We start from the raw sequence: 17,527 nt of genomic DNA, 5'->3' as shown, positions 1-17,527 counted from the left end.
ATAACGGGCCCAAAACATTTTGGGCCGAGGCCAGTTTTCATCAACGAAATCAATGGTTATGGTGGGCCCGGAGGGTGTCATCGATTGTTTGTTTTTGTTATGTTTTTCGCGGGCACATGGCAAACATTCTTTCCGTATCGTTCCTTATGGCTCCGCGACCATCGCGCCGGGGATCGACACCGAGACTAGGCGTCAAACGTCTCATTCGGAGCCACCTGCGGATTGGCGAGTTCTGGCGCAAAAAAAGCAGACACAAGGGCGCGAACTCATTAACGCAATGAGTACGCGCCCTATTAGCCCTAACCCAACAAGAGGTCAGTAATCCCAGAAGACCGGCACCCAACGAAAGACATCGCCGTCCATCGCCACATGGCCGACGGAGGGGAACGGCATATGCGTGGCCACCAGCAGCTCTCCGGTCTCCGCCAGCTCTCGCAAAAGTCGGGCCCGGACGCGAGCTGCCTCCTCGGGGTCGTGCTCGAAACCGTTGTGCCAGTCGGGGTGTTCGAATCCGACCGCGAACACGGCGTCGCCGGCAAACATCAGCCGGTCTTTGCCGGACGCCACGCGGACGATGCTGTGCCCGGGAGTGTGGCCGCCCGTTCGGGAGACGACCACGCCCGGCGCCACCTCGGATTCTTCATCGAATAGCCGCAGCTTGCTCTCATACTCCTTCCGGAACTGCTTGGCGGTTGCCCGAAGCGCGTCCGGGAAACCGGGCGGCATTGAGACCTGGGAGAAATCGGGCGACTCCCAGAATTTGACCTCGGCGGCCGCCACATGGATCCGCAGGTCCGGACGCAGGCGGTCTTTCACCCCGTCGACGAGCAGCCCGCCAACGTGGTCCATGTGCATGTGGGTAAGGACCACGTCGGTTACGGATCCAAGATCGATGCCGGCGGCCTCCAGTCGCTTGGTCAACTGCCCGGCCCGCGGCAAGTTCAACTCCGGGTCCAATCCCAGCCCAGCGTCGATGAGTATGGTCTGCCCGCCGCTGCGCACCACGACTGCGTTCAACGCCCAGTCGAAAGCGTCCAGGGGCAGGAACATGTCGTTCAGCCAGGCCGCACGCGCGGCCGGGTCGGCGTTGTGCCCCAACATCTTGGTTGGAAGCGGCAGCACCCCATCGCTGACCACCAGCACGTCAATCTCGCCGACCCGCACCGCATAGCGCGACGGAACCAGCTCTTCAGGCCCCGTTCTGTCGGGGTGTGAGGTTTTGTCCAGGTTCATGATTATCTCCTGCTGACCGCCGCTTTAGACGCGGCATCGACGACGTATATCGAGGCGTGTTTGCGGTCGATTGTGTCGAGGGAGAGGGCGAGCCACACCACGGGATAGGTTGCGGGGGCATCGAAATAAACGACCGACGCGTCGGCTTCTTTTGCCAGCAAATGGCGACCCGCTTAGACAAGGTCGCGACCAACTGCTTGCCCTTCAGTATCCCTTCACCCTGGCTGCTTGGATCTTCACTCGGGACGTCTGGCAGCCCTGTCCGCAATGCCGGATCGGCCATATCTAATGGATTTCCATGAGGTGCGGCCGAGGCATGGTCAAGTTAAGCTGGCAAGCCAATTCGCCACCCAGATATCCAAGGATGAGTGCTACACAAGGCGCTGACGGTCTCCGGCTTTCTTTGCCCGGTAGGAGAAGACAATGACGACAGCGTTTAAGTCCATTGGCGGAACCAACTCCGAAGCGTTGCGAGCGGCTCGGATCATCGAAGGCGTGGTCGGCAACGCGTGGGCGACAGACGCCTCGGGCAAATTCACCTACGTGACGCCTGGTACGCTGACGCTTCTCGGCACAACGCTAGAGGAACTCAATTCGCCTTCGGAAGGGGGCGCGGTGGGTTGGAAGCGGCTGATCCATCCAGACGATTACGACGGCGCCGTCGCAATGTGGCGCCGCTGCCTGCAAACGGGTGACCATTACAATATGGAGCATCGCATATTGCGCGCTAGAGGTGCTTACGGTTGGAGCAGGAGCTCGGGGCAGCCGTTGCGCGATAGCACAGGTCGTATCCTTGCATGGTACGGCGCACTGATTGATGGCGATATTCCGTCCGCAGCCAAGGAACAATTCGCTGACGTCATCAGTGATGCGCTCGAAAGCAAAGCCGTTTCCGACGCTCCGCATTCACTGAACCTTGTCCATCCAGATGACCGGACTGCCGCAGCTCACGCTGCCGCCCGCGCCTTCTGGACGGGCGTTCCTCAGGTGACGAGACACCGGCAACTCCAAGCCGACGGCAGTTATCGTTGGAATGAGACGCGGTCAGAGCCAGGATACAGTGTGAGTGTCGATATTGACGATCTGGTGACGGACAGGGAGCCGCCCACCTCGGCAGAGTTGGACCCGTCGGTCGGAAACGAGGCTGAACCAATTCGATCGGCGAAGATCGTTGAGAGCATATTCGGAAACGGATGGGCATTCGATGCGGCCGGCAGATGGATTTACCTGCATCCGTTTGCGCAGAACTCTCTTGGCGTGACGCTGGAAGATTTGAACGCTTCTTTGCACGAGGGGCATACTGCCTGGAAGCGCGTACTTCACCCGGACGACTACGAGCAGATCGCAGCCACTTGGCGCCACTGTCTCAGGACAGGCGATCCCTTCAATGTCGAGTTTCGCTTTCGGCGCGCGAACGGCCTCTATGTCTGGGCTCGAACCGCCGCGCGACCAGCACGCGACAGTCATGGTCGTGTCGCGGGATGGTATGGCATCGCGCTTGACAATGACGTCTACAAGAAAACCGTGACGGCGCTGCGTGGCCGTGAGCGGGAACTTTCTCAGCTCGTCGACATGGTCCCAGTCCAGATCAGGCGTCTGACGCCTGAAGGCGAGCCGACCTTCTTCAACAAGCGCTTGCTTGACTTCTTCGGTTTGGACGGCGTGGCGGATTTGGACAAGCCGGCGATGAGCCGGCTGACGGCGGCGATACAATCTCTCGTCCATCCCGAAGATGCGGCGCGCCTCCTGGAGACCGTCCGCCATTCCCTGGTTACCGGCGAGCCATACTCCATGAAGTATCGCATGCGCCGTGCGGATGGCGCGTACCGCTGGGTGGATGGACGCGGTGAGCCGCTGCGTGATCACGGCGGCGCAATCGTGCAGTGGTATGCAATTTCCATCGACATCGACGACGAGATGCGCGCGCAGCAAGCTTTGCGCGACCGGGAGCGGGAACTCTCACAACTTGTCGATATGGTGCCGAGCTTCCTCTGGCGCCTATCTGCGTCGGGCGAGCCGGTCTTCTTCAGCAAGCGAATGGTCGAGTTTCTCGGTCTCGATGTAGGAGAATACGAGAATGCGGCAGGAAATGGTCTGATAGCCGCCATAGCGGCGATCGTACATCCCGACGACGCGGCCAAGCTGGAAGCTGCCCTCAACCACTCCATCATCACCGGCGAGAGCTTCTCCCTGAACTACCGCCTGCGTCGCGCCGACGGTGTCTTTCGCTGGATGTCGGGTCGTGCGGAACCGATGCGAAACGAGGATGGGGCCGTCGTCCAATGGTACGGTCTTTCGCACGACATCGACGACCAAGTGAAGGCCGAAGAAGCGCTGCGGAAGGGCAAGCGGCAGCTGGAGCAAATGATTGACGCCGTGCCCGTGAATATCCTGAGCTTCGCCCCTTCAGGCAGGATCACCTACACCAGCAAGCGATATCTGGAGAAGGTCGGTTCACCACCCACGCACATCGAGGACTTCGATGCCCTGGCTCGGGACCTGGCCCACCCTGAAGATTTTCCGACAATGTTCCGGAGGGCATCGAATGGCTTTGCGACCGGCCAGCCTTTTGTGAACCGGTTTCGTCGGCGCGAGAAGGATGGCGTCTACCGCTGGATAGAAGCACGAGCGCAGCCGCTACGGGATGCCGATGGCGCGATCGTGCAATGGTACATGGCTTCAATCGACATCGAAGACGAGATGCGAGCGCAGGAGGCGTTGCGCGAAAGAGAGCGCGAACTTCAGCAGCTTGTCGACGCCTTGCCGGTCCACATCTGGAGCTGGACGCCCGATGGCAAGTTGGCCTACGTCAACAGGCGGTCTTTGGAGGATCTCGGCATCTCCGGGGCGAACTTCGAAGATTTCACCAGGGTGGCGCAAGAGCTGGTTCACCCCGAAGATGCTCCCGAGGTGCTCGCTACGTCGGCCAACTGCCTCAAAACTGGCAACTCCTTCATCATGCGATATCGCCGGCGTTGGAAGGACGGCAATTATCGCTGGATAGAGGGGCGTTGCGAGCCTCTGCGCGATCGAGACGGAACGATCGTGCGCTGGTACCAGGTTTCCATCGAAATCGACGATGAGATGCGCGCACAGGTGGCGCTGCGCGAGAGAGAACGTTCGCTGTGGCAGCTGGTTGAAACGCTGCCGGTGATGATCGATTGCGCCGCGCCGAATGGCGAGCCGATATATCGCAGCCGTCAGCTCCGCGAATTCCTCGGATATGAGTTGGAGTCACTGGACGGCAAGGGAAAGTCCCGCCTGGCCGGCACGCTCGACGAAAGTGTTCATCCTGACGACTTGGCGGGTGTCAAAACGAACTATGCTCATTCGTTGGCCACTGGCGAACCGTATGCGCGGAGGCACCGTCTGCGGCGCTTCGATGGCGAATATTGCTGGGTCGATATGCGCGCAGCGCCGATGCGCAATGCCGAAGGGGCGATTGTTCAGTGGAACGTCGTCTGCCTGGACATCGACGGTGAAGTTCGAGCGCAAGAAGAGCTGCGTCTGGCGCAAGAGAGACTTGCACGTGCGAGCCAGGCGGCGAGTCTTGCCGAGCTTTCGGCCTCTATCGCGCATGAGGTGAACCAGCCTCTGGCGGCTGTCGTCGCCAACTCGTATGCCTGCCAGCGCTGGCTCACGGCCGAACCGCCAAATATCGAGCGGGCGCAGAAGACGGTGGAGCGCATTATCCGGGATGCCAACTCGGCGGCGGATGTCGTCAGCCGCATCCGCGCCTTATTCAAGCAGTCCGCAGACGCGATGGCCTACACAACACTCGGCAGCGTCATCGCTGAGGCGCGCGACCTCATCGCTGAAGAGGCGGCGCGGCGTCGTGTTCGTATGGACATCGATGTCGAAAGCGACCTTCCTATTGTCGCGCTCGATCGGGTGCAGATCCAGCAGGTTCTGGTGAACCTCATCCGCAATGGCATGGACGCGATGGACTCTGTTGCGGGCGACAGAGCTCTTGGACTTCGCGTGCGCCGGATAAGGGATGCGATCCAGATCGAAATCAGCGATCGTGGCCCGGGCATCGAGTTTCCCGACCGAATATTCGAGCCGTTCTTTACGACGAAAGAGCACGGCATGGGCATGGGGCTCGCGATCTGCCGTTCGATCGTCGAGGCGCACGGCGGACGGTTGTGGGTGGAGAAGAACGAGCCGCACGGAACGACGTTCGTCTTCACAATGCCCGTTGAAATGAAAGCGGCAGCATGACGACCCGCACTCACATGGTCTTCATCGTCGATGACGACGTGCGCATCCGGGAAGCGCTTGGTGAGCTACTAGAGTCGCATGGCATGCGCGCCATCGCGTTCGGATCGGCCGGCGACTATGTCCTGGCGGACAAGCCGGACGTCCCCGCCTGCCTCATCCTCGACGTGGAATTGCCGGACATCAACGGCCTCGATCTGCAGAAGCAAATCGCCGAGGGCGATCATCCGCCGATCGTCTTCATAACAGGGCACGGCGACATCCCATCCTCGGTGCGTGCTATCAAACACGGCGCCGTGGACTTCCTGACAAAGCCTTTCAGTGACGCGGACCTCATGGCCGCAATCCAGACGGCGATCGCCCAGGATCGGGAAAGGCGATCGGAGCGCGCCGAACTCGCCATGTTGAGGCAACGCTATCTAGAGCTCACGCCGCGCGAGCGCGACGTGCTGCCGCTTGTCGTGAGTGGTCTCCTCAACAAACAGGCCGCGGCTGAGTTGGGGATCAGCGAGGTTACGTTGCAGATCCATAGAAGGAAAGTGATGCAGAAAATGATGGCGGCGTCGCTCGCCGATCTCGTGCGCATGGCGGAACGATTGGAGATACCGATTACCCACTCTCGACGAGCGGGAGGGAGCTGAGTGTGAACAAGTTGCGACCTGTCGTGGCGGTTGTCGACGACGATCCCAGAGTCCTCGAGTCGCTGGAGGACCTCCTGGAATCCGCGGGCTATGTAGCTTGTTGCTTCTCTTCGGCGCGATCGCTGCTCGCCTGCGGACTGTCGGGCGTGGACGTGCTCATCACCGACATCGGAATGCCCGGCACGGATGGCTTCGAACTTCGCGACCTGGTGAAGAAGGCTCGCCCGGAATTGCCGGTGTTCCTTATCACCGGCCGCCACGAGATAGCGGATCAGTTTCGCGCCCAGGGTATCAGCGGTTTTTTCCGCAAGCCTTTCGACGGTCAAGCCCTGCTTGCGGCGATCGCCAATGCCTTACGCTACGGGGAAATGGAGGGTAATCATGAGAGTTGACCAACCGCTGCAGCGCAGATCGGCGCCGTTGTCGCAGCGGAAAGGTGAAGCGGAGCAGCCGGTCGTCATTGTTGTCGATGACGATGCGTCTGTTCGCGAGGCGCTATCGGAGTTGATCCTGTCGGCGGGATTCCAGCCAGCCAGCTTTGCCTCGACCCGCGAATTGCTTGGAGCCGGCATATTGGATAGTCCCGGCTGCTTGATCCTCGATGTCCGCATGCCTGGAGCAAGTGGCCTCGATCTGCAGCATGACCTGGCTCGAAACGGCAACTTCAAGCCCATCATCTTTCTGACCGGGCACGGTGACATTCCGATGACCGTCCAGGCGATGAAGGCCGGCGCCGTGGACTTTCTCACCAAGCCTGTGCGGGACCAAACGCTGCTTGATGCCGTGATTGCGGGCATTGCCATGGACGCCAGGCGGCGGGCGGAAGCCGCGGTGGTAAGGCGCAATGTCGAACGCCTCGATACGCTTACCCCACGCGAACGCCAGGTCCTGCGTGAAGTCGCGTATGGGCGGCTGAACAAGCAGATCGCGTTCGAGCTCGGCATAAGCGAGATCACCGTCAAGCTGCATCGCGGCAATGTCATGCGCAAGATGGAGGCGGCCTCCATCGGCGAGCTGATCCGGGCGTGGGAAACACTGCCCGCTCCGATGCGCGAGGCCGGCGCGGGCAAGACTTTGGCTTGAACGGGTCTGGGCGTCGACGGAGAGAACCGTCGTCGGTCAGGTCTGAGATCGAATTGGTGGACGCGATGAATCAACCGGACTGAGGCGATTCAGCTTCTCACGTAATGCCTGATCCGTTCCATATTTTTGTTTGCGGTCTATTCGTCGAAGGGTGTGTTCGAAACCATGTCGACGGAAGAAGGCACTCGATACCCAGGGACGTAGCGTTCACCGAAATCCCGAACGAAATTGTCATAGGTCGTTTCGGGCCTTGTCTCGGCGATGTGGCAGAAGCACCGTGTCATGCGCCGCTTCATGTCGAGCCGCGGGAACTCGCTGACGATCCTTGCGACCTCCGCGGCTGGAATGGTCTCATACTGCAGGCCTACGACATCCAGGCAGATCCCGGCAGTACAGAGCGCCACCTCCGTTTCCTTGTGGAGACCGATCGATGGTGTCGAGTTGAGGGCGACGCTATCCCAGATTAGTTGGGCTCGGCGCTCGTCGATGCCGGCTTGCCTCGCGAAGACCCGAGCCAGATCGGCGCCTTCAACTTCGAACCGACGCGGACCGTTGAAGCGCTCGTTAAGCGTAAGGTCGTGCAACAGCGCGCCGACGGCTACGATTTCCGCGTCGTAATCGATGTTGCGAAGCTGTCCCATCCGCTCCGCAAACATCCAGGACCGGATGACGTGATTGAAAAGATAAGGCTCACATTCCGCGCGGGCATAGTCGAGGGCGCGTTGCACCAACGGCGTGTCGGGGACCGAAATCCCTGCGAGCTCCCGACTGTTGGCGCTGTTCATCTTCCTGGTCTCCTCAGTGGATTTCGTGCAGCAGGGCGAGAAGTTCATTGTCCGATGACGGCTGCGGTCATCGTCAAGAATCGGACATAAGCGATCATGTGAGGCCTAGACCTCCGTCGACGGCGACGACCTGCCCGGTCACCCATTCGGACGCCGGATCGGCGAGATGCAGAATCCACCTGGCCACGTCGTCCGGGCTGCCGCGTCGTCTGAGCGGTATCTGCGCGCGCTCCGCTTCCTCGATAACGGCAGCATGCTCCGGGGAGAGCCCCATCATGCCCGTCAGCGCGCCGGATTCGGTCGGGCCGGCAGCAACGGCGTTGACGCGCACCCCCTCAGGCGCGAGCTCGAGCGCCCAACAGCGGGTCAGATGCTCCAGCGCCGCTTTGCTGGCGGCGTAGTGGGAGAGGCCAGCACCGGGCTTGTGACCGAACGTGCTGGAGATGTTGATGATTGTTCCCTTCGTCGCCGTCAGATGCGGAAGTGCTGCCGCCGCCAGTAGGCTAGGACCGACGACATTAGCAGCAAATATGCTCGTGATCTGCTCAGCGCTAGCATCACGCAGGGGCAGGAGAGCACCGGCGCCGGCATTGTTTACCAACACGTCGAGGCGACCCCATGTGTCGATTGCCCTGGCGATGGTGCGCGGGGCATCTTCGGGCTTCGCGACGTCGGCGACGAGGCTGACAATATTCGGGTGCTCGGCGACCGTTTGCTTTAGCGGCGTCGCGCGGCGGCCGGTTACCATCACCTTTGCGCCTTGCCTGGCGAAGCCAATCGCCGTGGCGCGCCCGATGCCCGAGCTTCCACCGGTGACGATGACGACCTTGTTGTCAAATACGGACATGGCTTTGCTCCTAGCCGGCACGACGTGGCGACGTCAGCTCGCGCAACTTTTCGATAAGCATCGCAGCCCTCCTTATCCTATCGACCGGACCGCCGAATGCTCCGCGGCGAGGTCTTCTTCCTGCTCGAACCGGTCCAGGAAAACCGGGCTTTCATTCGCCGTAGGGTGTGGTCAGTTCCTGCTCGTCGGTATCGACGACGAACACGGCGAGCAGCTTGGCAGGCTCAGACGCGCTGGCATTCTCGCTGACGCCGTGCCGGTCGCCCGGAAACTCGGAAAACCTCTCGCCGGCGTGATAAGTTGTGACCGGCCCATCGTTGACCTTGCTGCGGATCGCTCCTTCAAGCACGGTCGCGTAGATAAAGGCCGACTTTGGATGCGTATGTGCCGAGGAGGTGCCGCCGGGCTCGTACTCGACCAATACGGCGCGCATGCTCTTGCCTGGCACGTTGGGCAGCGGCTGGTCGTAGACGAGCTTGACGTTCTCGCCGATCGTATCGTGGGCAAGTGCCCCGCTTGCGAGAATCGTTATGGTTGCTGCACTGCAGAGGAAGGTCTTGATCACTTGTCTGGCTCCAGTCGCGGTTTGATGTGATTGGGGGCCGCCGGCCGGAGGGGAGGACGGCCGGCGGCAGGCTCTCGCTGGCGGTATGGCGTGAGCCTATGACTTGAGGAAAGCGAGAATGTCGTTGTTCACCAGTTCGGCATGGGTCGTGCACATGCCGTGCGGCAGGTTCTCGTAGGCCTTGAGCGTACCGTGCTTCAGGAGCTTTGCGGATAAAGGGGCGGAATCCGCGAACGGCACGATCTGATCATCCGTGCCGTGCATAACGAGAGTTGGAACGTCGATGATTCTGAGGTCGTCGGTGAAATCGGTTTCCGAGAAGGCCTTGATGCCGTCGTAGTGCGCCTTGGCGCCGCCCATCATGCCCTGCCGCCACCAGTTCTGGATGACGCCCGGGATCGCTTTCGCGCCGGGCCGGTTGAAACCGTAGAAAGGCCCTGATGGGAAATCGATGTAGAATTGCGCCCGGTTGTCGGCGAGCGACTTGCGCAGCCCGTTGAACACCTCGATTGGAAGGCCGCCAGGATTTGCCGGCGTCTTTACCATGATCGGCGGCACTGCGCCGATGAGGACGAGCTTCGCGGTGCGCGCCTTGCCATGGCGGGCGACGTAGCGGGCCGCTTCCCCGCCGCCGGTCGAGTGGCCGATATGGATAGCGTCCCTCAAGCCGAGATGCTCGATCACCGCCGCCGCGTCGGCAGCATAGTGATCCATGTCGTGACCGTCGCTCACCTGTGCGGAGCGGCCGTGCCCGCGCCGGTCATGGGCGATGGCGCGATATCCCTGGTCGACGAAGAAAAGCATCTGTGCGTCCCAGTCGTCGGCGCTGAGCGGCCAGCCGTGGTGGAAGACGATCGGTTGGGCATCCCTCGGACCCCAGTCCTTGTAATAGATCTCAGTGCCGTCCTTGGTGGTAATGGTGCTCATCGTCATTGGTCCTTTGTCTGGTCTGGGAGAGGGAAGGTATTTCGCCCGCCCTGCTTGCGCGGGCGCGGCTATGGAGAGGCCGGTTGCCACGGTGACCGCGAGTGCGCCTAACAAGATGTCGCGGCGCGATGCTCCGGCGGAGGAGGAAAAGTCGTCTTTCATCGGCTCACTCTTTTCGCGTTGAAGCTGGACGGCGCGTCATCGGGCGATGCGCGACCGCGGTGGATCAGGGTCGTGTGAGCGGGGCGTGGGCGAACCAGTCCTCGAAACGGATCGCTCCGATGCGTGGATGATCACCGGGGACCAGCGAGTTGTCGTCCAGTTCCGTGCCGAAATAGCGCGCGTGGGGATCCCCGATCACCTTGCGCGGATCGTTCGCCGCCCTCAGGAACCGCGCGACGAGATCGCTCATGCGGATAGGCTCAGGCCCCGCGATCTCGATGGTGCCGTTGATCGGGGCGGAGAGCGCGACTTCCGTCATGGCGTCGGCCACGTCGTCCGATGCGATCGGCTGAAAGTAGGCGGACGGAAGAGTTACGGTATCGCCGACCGTTGCCGACTGGGCGATGCCGCCCAGGAATTCGAAGAATTGCGTCGAATGAACGATGGTGTAGGGAATTCCAGACTCCCGGATCAGCTTTTCCTGCGCCATCTTGGCGCGCAGGTAGCCGCTATCGGGCAGGCGCTCGGCGCCCACGATCGAGAGCGCGATGTGGTGTTTGACGCCGGCCGTCTTGCCTGCCGCGAGGAGGTTCCGTCCGGAGGTCTCGAAGAATTCCAGAACGGCCCTGTCCTCGAACGAAGGCGAATTTGCGAGATCAATGACGACCTGCGCTCCGGCGAGAGCTACCGTCAGGCCCTCGCCCGTGACGGTGTTGACGCCGCTGTTCGGTGAAGCAGCGAGCACTTCATGACCCTTCTTGCGCAGCCTCTCGACGGTCTTCGAACCGATGAGTCCTGTGCCGCCTATGATGACGATTTTCATATCCAATCTCCTGTCTTGCGTGCTGAATTGCGTTGCGGAACGGAAATGCCGGCCGTTGCGGGCAGCCGGCTCTTCACCGAGCTGAGGCGGCGTCCTCGATGAGCGCAGCGACCTCGTCGGGATGCGAAACCATCACTGCGTGGGAAGCACCCCCAACGACCACGGTCTTCACGGCATGCGCGCGTTCAGCCATGAACTTCATGACCGCAGGCGGGATGTTTCGATCGGCTGAGCCATAGATCGCGTACGAGGGGATAGTCTTCCATGAAGCGGCGCCGGATGGCTCCGCCAGAGCGGCTTTGGCGACGGGACGTTGGGTCGCCGCCATCAGGCTGGCCTCGGCCGACGGTATGTCGGCCGCGAACTGCTCGTGGAACTTTTCCGACTGAATATAGAGGTCCTGGCCTCCGTCAGGCTGCGCCACTGGCAGAAGCGCGTCGCCCAGCGTGCTGCCGGGGAATCTTGCCGAAAGCGTGAGGCTGGACTCGCCGGTCTCCGGCGCAAACCCGGCCACATAGACCAGCGCCTTCACATTGCTCTTTCCGTTGGCTGCCTCGGTGATGACCGGCCCGCCATAGGAATGGCCGACCAGCACGACCGGCCCCGAGATCGAGCGGATGACGGCCGAAACCGCCGCTGCATCGCCCGCGACGCTGCGAAGGGGATTGGCCGCAGCGATGGCTTTGTAGCCGTCCTTGTTGAGGTCGGCGATCACCGCGTTCCAGCTCGACGACTCGGCGAAGGCGCCATGCACAAGCACGATTGTCGGCTTGATCCGCCGGCCCGCGGGTTGGCCCATGGCGTCACCCGAAGCGGCAAACGCCGCGGCGAGCATCAGAATTCTCGTAATCTTTTGCACTTTCCTTCTCCTTTGCGACCGGGACGTGACCAGCTGCAGGGAAGAATGCTCCGAGCCTGTGTGCCGAACTATTCTACGGGGGGATCGGTCTTCCGATGCGAAGGTCTAGGGCGGATGCATTCGGAGACTGGAAATCCTGGCCGACGAAAGGCAAAGGGCAGCACGAGGCATCGATCGGTCAGACGATCAGGGTAAAGTGGGCGGCGGCCGAAGGGGACGGCTGAAGAGCGAAACGCCACATGAGAGGCATAGGCCAATACTGCTGGGCGTTGTAGGCCGGGAGTCGGACAAGCAGACGACCGACTTCGTGAAGTCCTGGACACCGATCGAACCGACTTAGTCCAACAAGATCTGCAGCACGGCATATACCGCAGTATGGTCGACCCTCTTCCTCGATCCAATCGATGGCAAAGGCCCGTCGAAATAGCGTCCCTGGAGACAGAGGCCGTTGCCGAACAGACGAGGCTGAGATGGTAAGCGCAGAGACAAAAGCCGACCCAGCGGGCGGGCATGCCCGTGACTCATCCGCCGAAGCCTCTCGGTACGACTTGCACACGAAGCCGCCGACAGCCGGCGCCGTTCACGATCTGGGCAATCTTATCCAGATCGCGTTATCCGCACTAAACCGCATCGCACGGGACCCTAACGTCTCGGTCGCTCCCGCGCTCGAGCCCGTGATCGGCAGTGCCAGGACGGCCTTGCAGCGGGCCGGCGCGCTTATCCGGGAGACGATAAGCAGGGCTCAAGAGTGCCATCCCGAGATTGAGGAAACCAACGTTAGCGCTTGCCTGACCGAGGTCGAGGCCCTCATCCGGCATGCTTGCGAGCCGCACATCCAGCTTGATGTCAGTGTCGGGTCTGGCCTGCCTCGCGCGAAATGCGATCGCTTGGGTCTGCAGAATGCGGTCTTGAATCTCGTATTCAACGCGCGTGACGCAATGCCGGACGGCGGTTTGATCTCGATCGACGCCGCCGCCGTTCAAGGCCATGCCGCTCTTATCGAGCTTCGTATCGTCGATAGAGGTATCGGAATGACGCAGCAGACCGTTGCCCGCGCCTTCGAGCCATTTTTCACCACGAAGGGCAAGGGCCTGGGCGGTGTCGGCTTGCCGATGGTGAAGCATTCCGCCGCGGAGCACGGCGGAAGCGTCGAGATCGAGAGCATCCTGAGGGCTGGCCCGACCGTGGTCCTGCGAGTGCCGGCAGTATCGTCGGAACTCGACGCCGGACAAACCGATCGACCTGCCTTGTGAAGGCTGAGCGCTTGCAAATGGACGCGAAGGCCACGGAAATACGCAACAGCATCCTGCATGTGGATGAGAAGACCCCGCCCGTCCTCAGCCTGGTGGCAGGCGGCCACGAGGGCACCATGAGGCAGATCCTCTCGATGTCGCTATGATTTGACCTTCGACGAGTCGCGCGCACCAAACATAAAGTTCCGTAGCCGCATCCGTGGAAAGCAATTCTTCTTATCCTGAACTAGGCGTTTTTGCTCCGTGGGATGGTCATCGCCTCCTCCCTTCTTGCGAGGCCCGCGTCCCGGTGTTCCAAAAGGCGTCCGAGCGGAATGTCGCGAAAGACCGTTGAATGGCCTTGATCAGCGCGGATCTCGAGCGCGCGTGCTGCTGCTCCGGAGCGCCGCTTTCGCCTGAAGCTGACATGCCGATCGCCAGTACCGCCGCGAGGTCTTCGGCCATTTCGGGCCGGGCGACCAGCAAAGGAGCGAAGCTTGTCTGGTCTATTTCGTACACCACGACATGGGTCAACGCTCGCAATGTCGACGTCTCGCCAATGCCGGCCAGCAGACCTGTCTCGCCGAAGAAGTCGCCGGGCGCGAGACGACTGATATCCTGCATGCGGTTATCGTCGTCGCCCAGTTGCCGGGCGATGATGCCTGCTCGAACGATCATGAGCGACGGCAGCATCTCTCCCTCTCGTGCAATGATGTCGCCCTTTCGGTAGGTGCGAACCGAGGTCGTCGCGGCAAGGGCCTCCTGCTCGTCGTCCGTCAGCGTCGAAAAAATCGGTATGGCCCTTATAAGGTCAATCGGGGTGACGCTCGGCGGCCTCGCCGTCTCTTCAGTCGCCAGTTTGCTGACGGCGATCGACGACGGAGGTGCTGCAAGCAGCAGGCCGGTGGACTTGGCGTGGCGGTAGACGAGATCGAAGACTTCATTTCTCGCTGCTATTCGTCGGCCTACATTCTCGACATGAACAAGCAGATCGATCTCGATCGCCACGGTGTTCAAATCCCGAACAACCACCAAGGGCGCCGGTTCCTTCAAAATGGAGTTGCAGCTCAGCAAGGCTGTACGCATCACGTCCACCACGATGGCCGGCATTTTGGTGGGCGCGATTCTTATGGTGAAAGCGATTCCGTGGCTCTCGTCTGGTTTGCTCACATTGGTCAACCCAAGCTTGGCCAGAAAGCTGTTCGGAGGCGCAACGACGTTGTGGGCCCAGGTGAGCACCTGGGTCGATCTCCAGCTGGTTTCCACGACGCGGCCTTCGGTGCCGTCACTCAAGACGATCCAGTCCCCAAGCACATAGGGGCGGCCGAGGTTTAGTGCGACGCCTGAAAACACGTCGCTTAGCGTATTCTGCAGGGCCAGTCCCACATGATGGCAAAGACACCCGAGGTGGCGATGAGGGTTCCGACCGGCACGCCGAAGACGAAAGCGAGGACCGACAGCAGCATTCCAGCATAGACGACGCCGACGACGAGATCCTGCAAGAGCCGTGCCTCGCGTGGCTTCCCCTCGAAGACCAGAAAGATGCGGACGAAACCGATCAGCGCCCATGCGAGATGAACCCACCATAACGCTTTCGCCACCGCGAGGAGTATCGCTCGGGCGGTTGTCTCACCGCTCCGAGTCAGCTCGTACGGGACGACGGCCCCGTCCAGAAGGAGAACCGACATTGTAAGGAAGAACGCAATCTGAACGATCAGCCTTGTGTTGGAGAGACTCTGCGGAATGACGTACCAGACAACAATTCCGGCGACGCCCACCAGAGCCATGTAGAGAGGAGAAGCGATCCACCAGTTCATGACCAAAGCCTCAACCAATGCTTCCAATCCTGAACGCAACGAGGCCGCCTTGGGGCCGCGTGCTCGATCACATGACAGGTGCAGTACTAGGACCCCGTGCGATCCGAGCTTTCTCGAGCAGAATCGGTGATCGCATCATTCTTCTCAACGATCCCCCGGCTATCGAGTGCGGCAAGCGCCGCTGCGCCTCGATCAAGCCTAGCATCGGCATGAAGGCCGCTCGATCTAGAGAATGACCGAGCGGCCCATAGTTATTTGTGGGCTAGCGCCCCCAAATACCCTGTCCGTATCTGTCGTTAGGCGTGACGGGCTTTCTTACCGTTTGACCGGCGTCATGTTTGGCATGTCCGTCGACCATCTCGATCGAGGAGGTATGCAACTTGTCGGCAGGAGTGGCCTTTTCTGACCCGTAGTGGTCGCTGCCGGCAAGAGCGGTTCCGACAGAAACGACAAGAGAGGCGGCAGCAAGTGCGATGAGCTTCATTCTTCTTCTCCAACGTTGGACACTGCGCCAGAATGATACGGAACAGGCCACAATCAGACGATCAGACGACCGAATGGTTGGACACATACAGAAGCATTGGATAGCACTGGCCGAAGACCAGGGAACGATCTCGCGGTTGATTGACCGCTTGCGTGTTCCACTGGCAGACCCTGGCAGCGCGACCGTGCAGATCAATGTAGGTCACGTTTTTTGAGTCGTGTACGGCGGGCAAGAGGGAGGCTCCCGACGGTTGTGCGCTATAGGATCAACATCATTAGACAGCCGATACTCTGGAACGAACGCCGGCCATCCGCGGCTACTAATCTTGACTGAATGCAAAAGTGCCGATTTCGGCGAAACGCAACAACGGTCGTCGCTCAAGTTCAGCGCTCGCGATGACTGGCTCGATTCGATGTCCTTGAAATGCGTAAAAAACGCTTCGAGGTTCTTCAAACTCGAGGGGGTTCGAGCCCATATTGTGGGCAACTCTCAAAAAATATAGCGAAGTCAATGGGTTACGTGGAAACTTTGGTGGGCCCGGAGGACGTACTGAAATCGTTGATTTTACCAAGTTTTTTTGTGGGCCAAAACTCCGAAGCTTCCCGTATCCCTCCGTATGAGCCCGCCCAATTTCTGGAATGGCCGCAATGAGGTCGGAAGCGGACCGTCGGCTTCTAGGAAGCCATGTTAGAAAGCCCACCTGAGGTCGCCGGCTAGTAAAACGCAGTTCAGGGTCTGGCGATCGATGCAGTTGCTTTGTTAGCTCGGTTTCCGCTGCCCTTTCGATCAAGGATATCATTGCGAAAGCAGTTCTGCATTTCTTTGAAGGAGCTGAAGCCGAGGCGCGGAGCGAGGCGAGATAAGGTCGTCGTTGATACGTTGCACCGGCGTGCGATCGAGACCGAATTCTCGAAGGCGACGTAGTCCGGGTTCGAGAACATCAGTCGAGCCGCTGTCGCCAGTTTCGCCGGAAGTATCATTTCCTTCTTTGCAATAAGTATTTTGAGCTCAGCGAGAGTTGGCGCTTTGGTGCTTCGCAATACCGGCTGCTTGGCGCCTGCTGGTGATGACGTGGGTAGCTCCGGAGGCATCGGTTCACCGTTTGGCCGCTTGCATGAAGCTGTCGAACTCGGCATCTCCGATCGGAACGGTGTGCTCATAGCCTGGGTATCGGCCAGATTCGACATCGGCCCTGCATTCTCTGAACGCCGCTACGCGCTCGTCCTGAATCTTCTGCAGCTCGGGGCCAAGGTTGCGGTAGACCTTTCCGTGCCGCGGCTTGTGGTTCTTGCCGTAGCCGCAGACGTCTTCGGTGAAGAGATATTGCGCATCGGCATGTTTGCCGGCGCCCATGCCGAGCATGACAAGCGATGAGTTTTCGGTCAGGAATTTCGCCACCCGGTCGGGCACGACTTCCAATTCCGCCCCGAAGACGCCGATCTCCTCGAGTTTCTTTGTATGCCGCCACAGGCGCACCGCTTCGTCCGCCGTTTTGCCGACCGCGCGCCAGCCCGTCCAGGTGATGTAGGAAGGGATCAGGCCGATATGGCCGACGACAGGGAGGTGATTGTCGCAGAGCGCCTTCTGGATATCGTAGGAGGCTGCGCAGTAGAAGGCGTCGCCGCCAATGCCGGCGAAATGGAATGCCGCCCGCAGATAATCTTCCGCCGTGGCAAGAGGCCTGCCGGCAAAACTGCCCCAGCCGCCATAGGGCAGACCGACCTGCACGAAACAATTGCCGGCCGCATCCCGCATTTCCTGGTCGAAATACCGACCTTCGATTGAAAGCATGTGAATGCCCGCCGCCGCCGCTGCGGCGGCTTCGTCGGGCGTGCTGACGAAGAGCATGGA

Annotated in this window: 15 protein-coding genes and 1 pseudogene; 6 read left to right on the top strand and 10 right to left on the bottom strand. The window is 60.6% G+C overall.

All coding sequences use genetic code 11. From position 1 onward, the window contains the following. Positions 1–315 precede the first annotated feature (315 nt). Positions 316–1,233: an MBL fold metallo-hydrolase gene (locus tag FJ960_RS24485; RefSeq protein ID WP_140717358.1), complete on the bottom strand. Its 918-nt coding sequence runs from the start codon at positions 1,231–1,233 to the stop codon at positions 316–318. A gap of 423 nt (positions 1,234–1,656) precedes the next feature. Here FJ960_RS24485 and FJ960_RS24480 point away from each other — a divergent pair, with 423 nt between their 5' ends. From FJ960_RS24480 to FJ960_RS24465, 4 genes are read left to right on the top strand one after another with little or no spacing between them, the layout of a single operon-like run. Beyond that, complete coding sequence (locus tag FJ960_RS24480; RefSeq protein WP_140717356.1) at positions 1,657–5,454, top strand: PAS domain-containing protein; 3,798 nt, start codon at positions 1,657–1,659, stop codon at positions 5,452–5,454. Then, the gene (locus FJ960_RS24475; protein ID WP_140717354.1) at positions 5,451–6,092 is read left to right on the top strand and encodes a response regulator; all 642 of its coding nucleotides are present in this window, start codon (positions 5,451–5,453) and stop codon (positions 6,090–6,092) included. Before FJ960_RS24480 ends, FJ960_RS24475 begins: the two co-directional genes overlap by 4 nt. Before the next feature lie 2 nt (positions 6,093–6,094). Further along, positions 6,095–6,484: a response regulator gene (locus FJ960_RS24470; RefSeq protein ID WP_140717352.1), complete on the top strand. Its 390-nt coding sequence runs from the start codon at positions 6,095–6,097 to the stop codon at positions 6,482–6,484. Further along, positions 6,474–7,175: a response regulator transcription factor gene (locus FJ960_RS24465; RefSeq protein ID WP_140717350.1), complete on the top strand. Its 702-nt coding sequence runs from the start codon at positions 6,474–6,476 to the stop codon at positions 7,173–7,175. The genes FJ960_RS24470 and FJ960_RS24465 overlap by 11 nt, the downstream gene beginning before the upstream one ends. 137 nt (positions 7,176–7,312) lie before the next feature. Here the strand turns inward: FJ960_RS24465 and FJ960_RS24460 are convergent, their stop codons facing one another. From FJ960_RS24460 to FJ960_RS24435, 6 genes are all read right to left on the bottom strand, one after another. Further along, positions 7,313–7,960 carry a hypothetical protein gene (locus tag FJ960_RS24460; RefSeq protein WP_140717348.1) on the bottom strand — a complete coding sequence of 216 codons (648 nt, stop codon included), beginning with the start codon at positions 7,958–7,960 and terminating at the stop codon, positions 7,313–7,315. Between the two features lie 94 nt (positions 7,961–8,054). Next, a complete protein-coding gene (locus FJ960_RS24455; protein ID WP_140717346.1) occupies positions 8,055–8,807 on the bottom strand; it encodes an SDR family oxidoreductase in 753 nt (250 codons plus the stop codon). 151 nt (positions 8,808–8,958) lie between these two features. Further along, positions 8,959–9,339, bottom strand: coding sequence for a cupin domain-containing protein (locus FJ960_RS24450; protein ID WP_246672930.1), 381 nt, complete (start codon positions 9,337–9,339; stop codon positions 8,959–8,961). Between the two features lie 129 nt (positions 9,340–9,468). Then, positions 9,469–10,299 carry an alpha/beta hydrolase gene (locus FJ960_RS24445; protein ID WP_181166101.1) on the bottom strand — a complete coding sequence of 277 codons (831 nt, stop codon included), beginning with the start codon at positions 10,297–10,299 and terminating at the stop codon, positions 9,469–9,471. A 226-nt stretch (positions 10,300–10,525) separates the two neighbouring features. Beyond that, positions 10,526–11,284, bottom strand: coding sequence for an SDR family oxidoreductase (locus FJ960_RS24440; RefSeq protein ID WP_140510867.1), 759 nt, complete (start codon positions 11,282–11,284; stop codon positions 10,526–10,528). 73 nt (positions 11,285–11,357) lie between these two features. Continuing rightward, positions 11,358–12,119, bottom strand: a complete 762-nt coding sequence (locus FJ960_RS24435) for an alpha/beta hydrolase (protein WP_140717387.1) — start codon at positions 12,117–12,119, stop codon at positions 11,358–11,360. A 494-nt stretch (positions 12,120–12,613) separates the two neighbouring features. Here FJ960_RS24435 and FJ960_RS24430 point away from each other — a divergent pair, with 494 nt between their 5' ends. Together FJ960_RS24430 and FJ960_RS30205 are read left to right on the top strand one after the other, a co-directional pair. Then, positions 12,614–13,396, top strand: a complete 783-nt coding sequence (locus tag FJ960_RS24430) for an ATP-binding protein (RefSeq protein WP_140717385.1) — start codon at positions 12,614–12,616, stop codon at positions 13,394–13,396. A gap of 17 nt (positions 13,397–13,413) precedes the next feature. After that, a complete protein-coding gene (locus FJ960_RS30205) occupies positions 13,414–13,542 on the top strand; it encodes a hypothetical protein (protein WP_281406153.1) in 129 nt (42 codons plus the stop codon). A gap of 106 nt (positions 13,543–13,648) precedes the next feature. Here the strand turns inward: FJ960_RS30205 and FJ960_RS24425 are convergent. The 3 genes and pseudogenes from FJ960_RS24425 to FJ960_RS24415 all read right to left on the bottom strand — a co-directional run bounded on the left by FJ960_RS24425 (position 13,649) and on the right by FJ960_RS24415 (position 17,524). Continuing rightward, positions 13,649–15,192: pseudogene (locus tag FJ960_RS24425) on the bottom strand (mechanosensitive ion channel family protein). 262 nt (positions 15,193–15,454) lie between these two features. Continuing rightward, entirely contained in the window at positions 15,455–15,676 is a 222-nt protein-coding gene (locus tag FJ960_RS24420) for a DUF680 domain-containing protein (RefSeq protein WP_140717344.1), read from the bottom strand. A 1,095-nt stretch (positions 15,677–16,771) separates the two neighbouring features. Next, positions 16,772–17,524 (bottom strand): 3-methyl-2-oxobutanoate hydroxymethyltransferase, encoded by a 753-nt coding sequence (locus FJ960_RS24415; protein ID WP_246672927.1) that lies wholly within the window; start codon positions 17,522–17,524, stop codon positions 16,772–16,774. Between the last annotated feature and the right edge of the window lie 3 nt (positions 17,525–17,527).

This window comes from Mesorhizobium sp. B2-3-11 (assembly GCF_006442215.1).
In the GTDB taxonomy this organism is placed as follows: domain Bacteria; phylum Pseudomonadota; class Alphaproteobacteria; order Rhizobiales; family Rhizobiaceae; genus Mesorhizobium; species Mesorhizobium salmacidum.
Note: the sequence above shows the minus strand (reverse complement) of the source record. Positions and strands in the feature narration are given on the sequence as shown.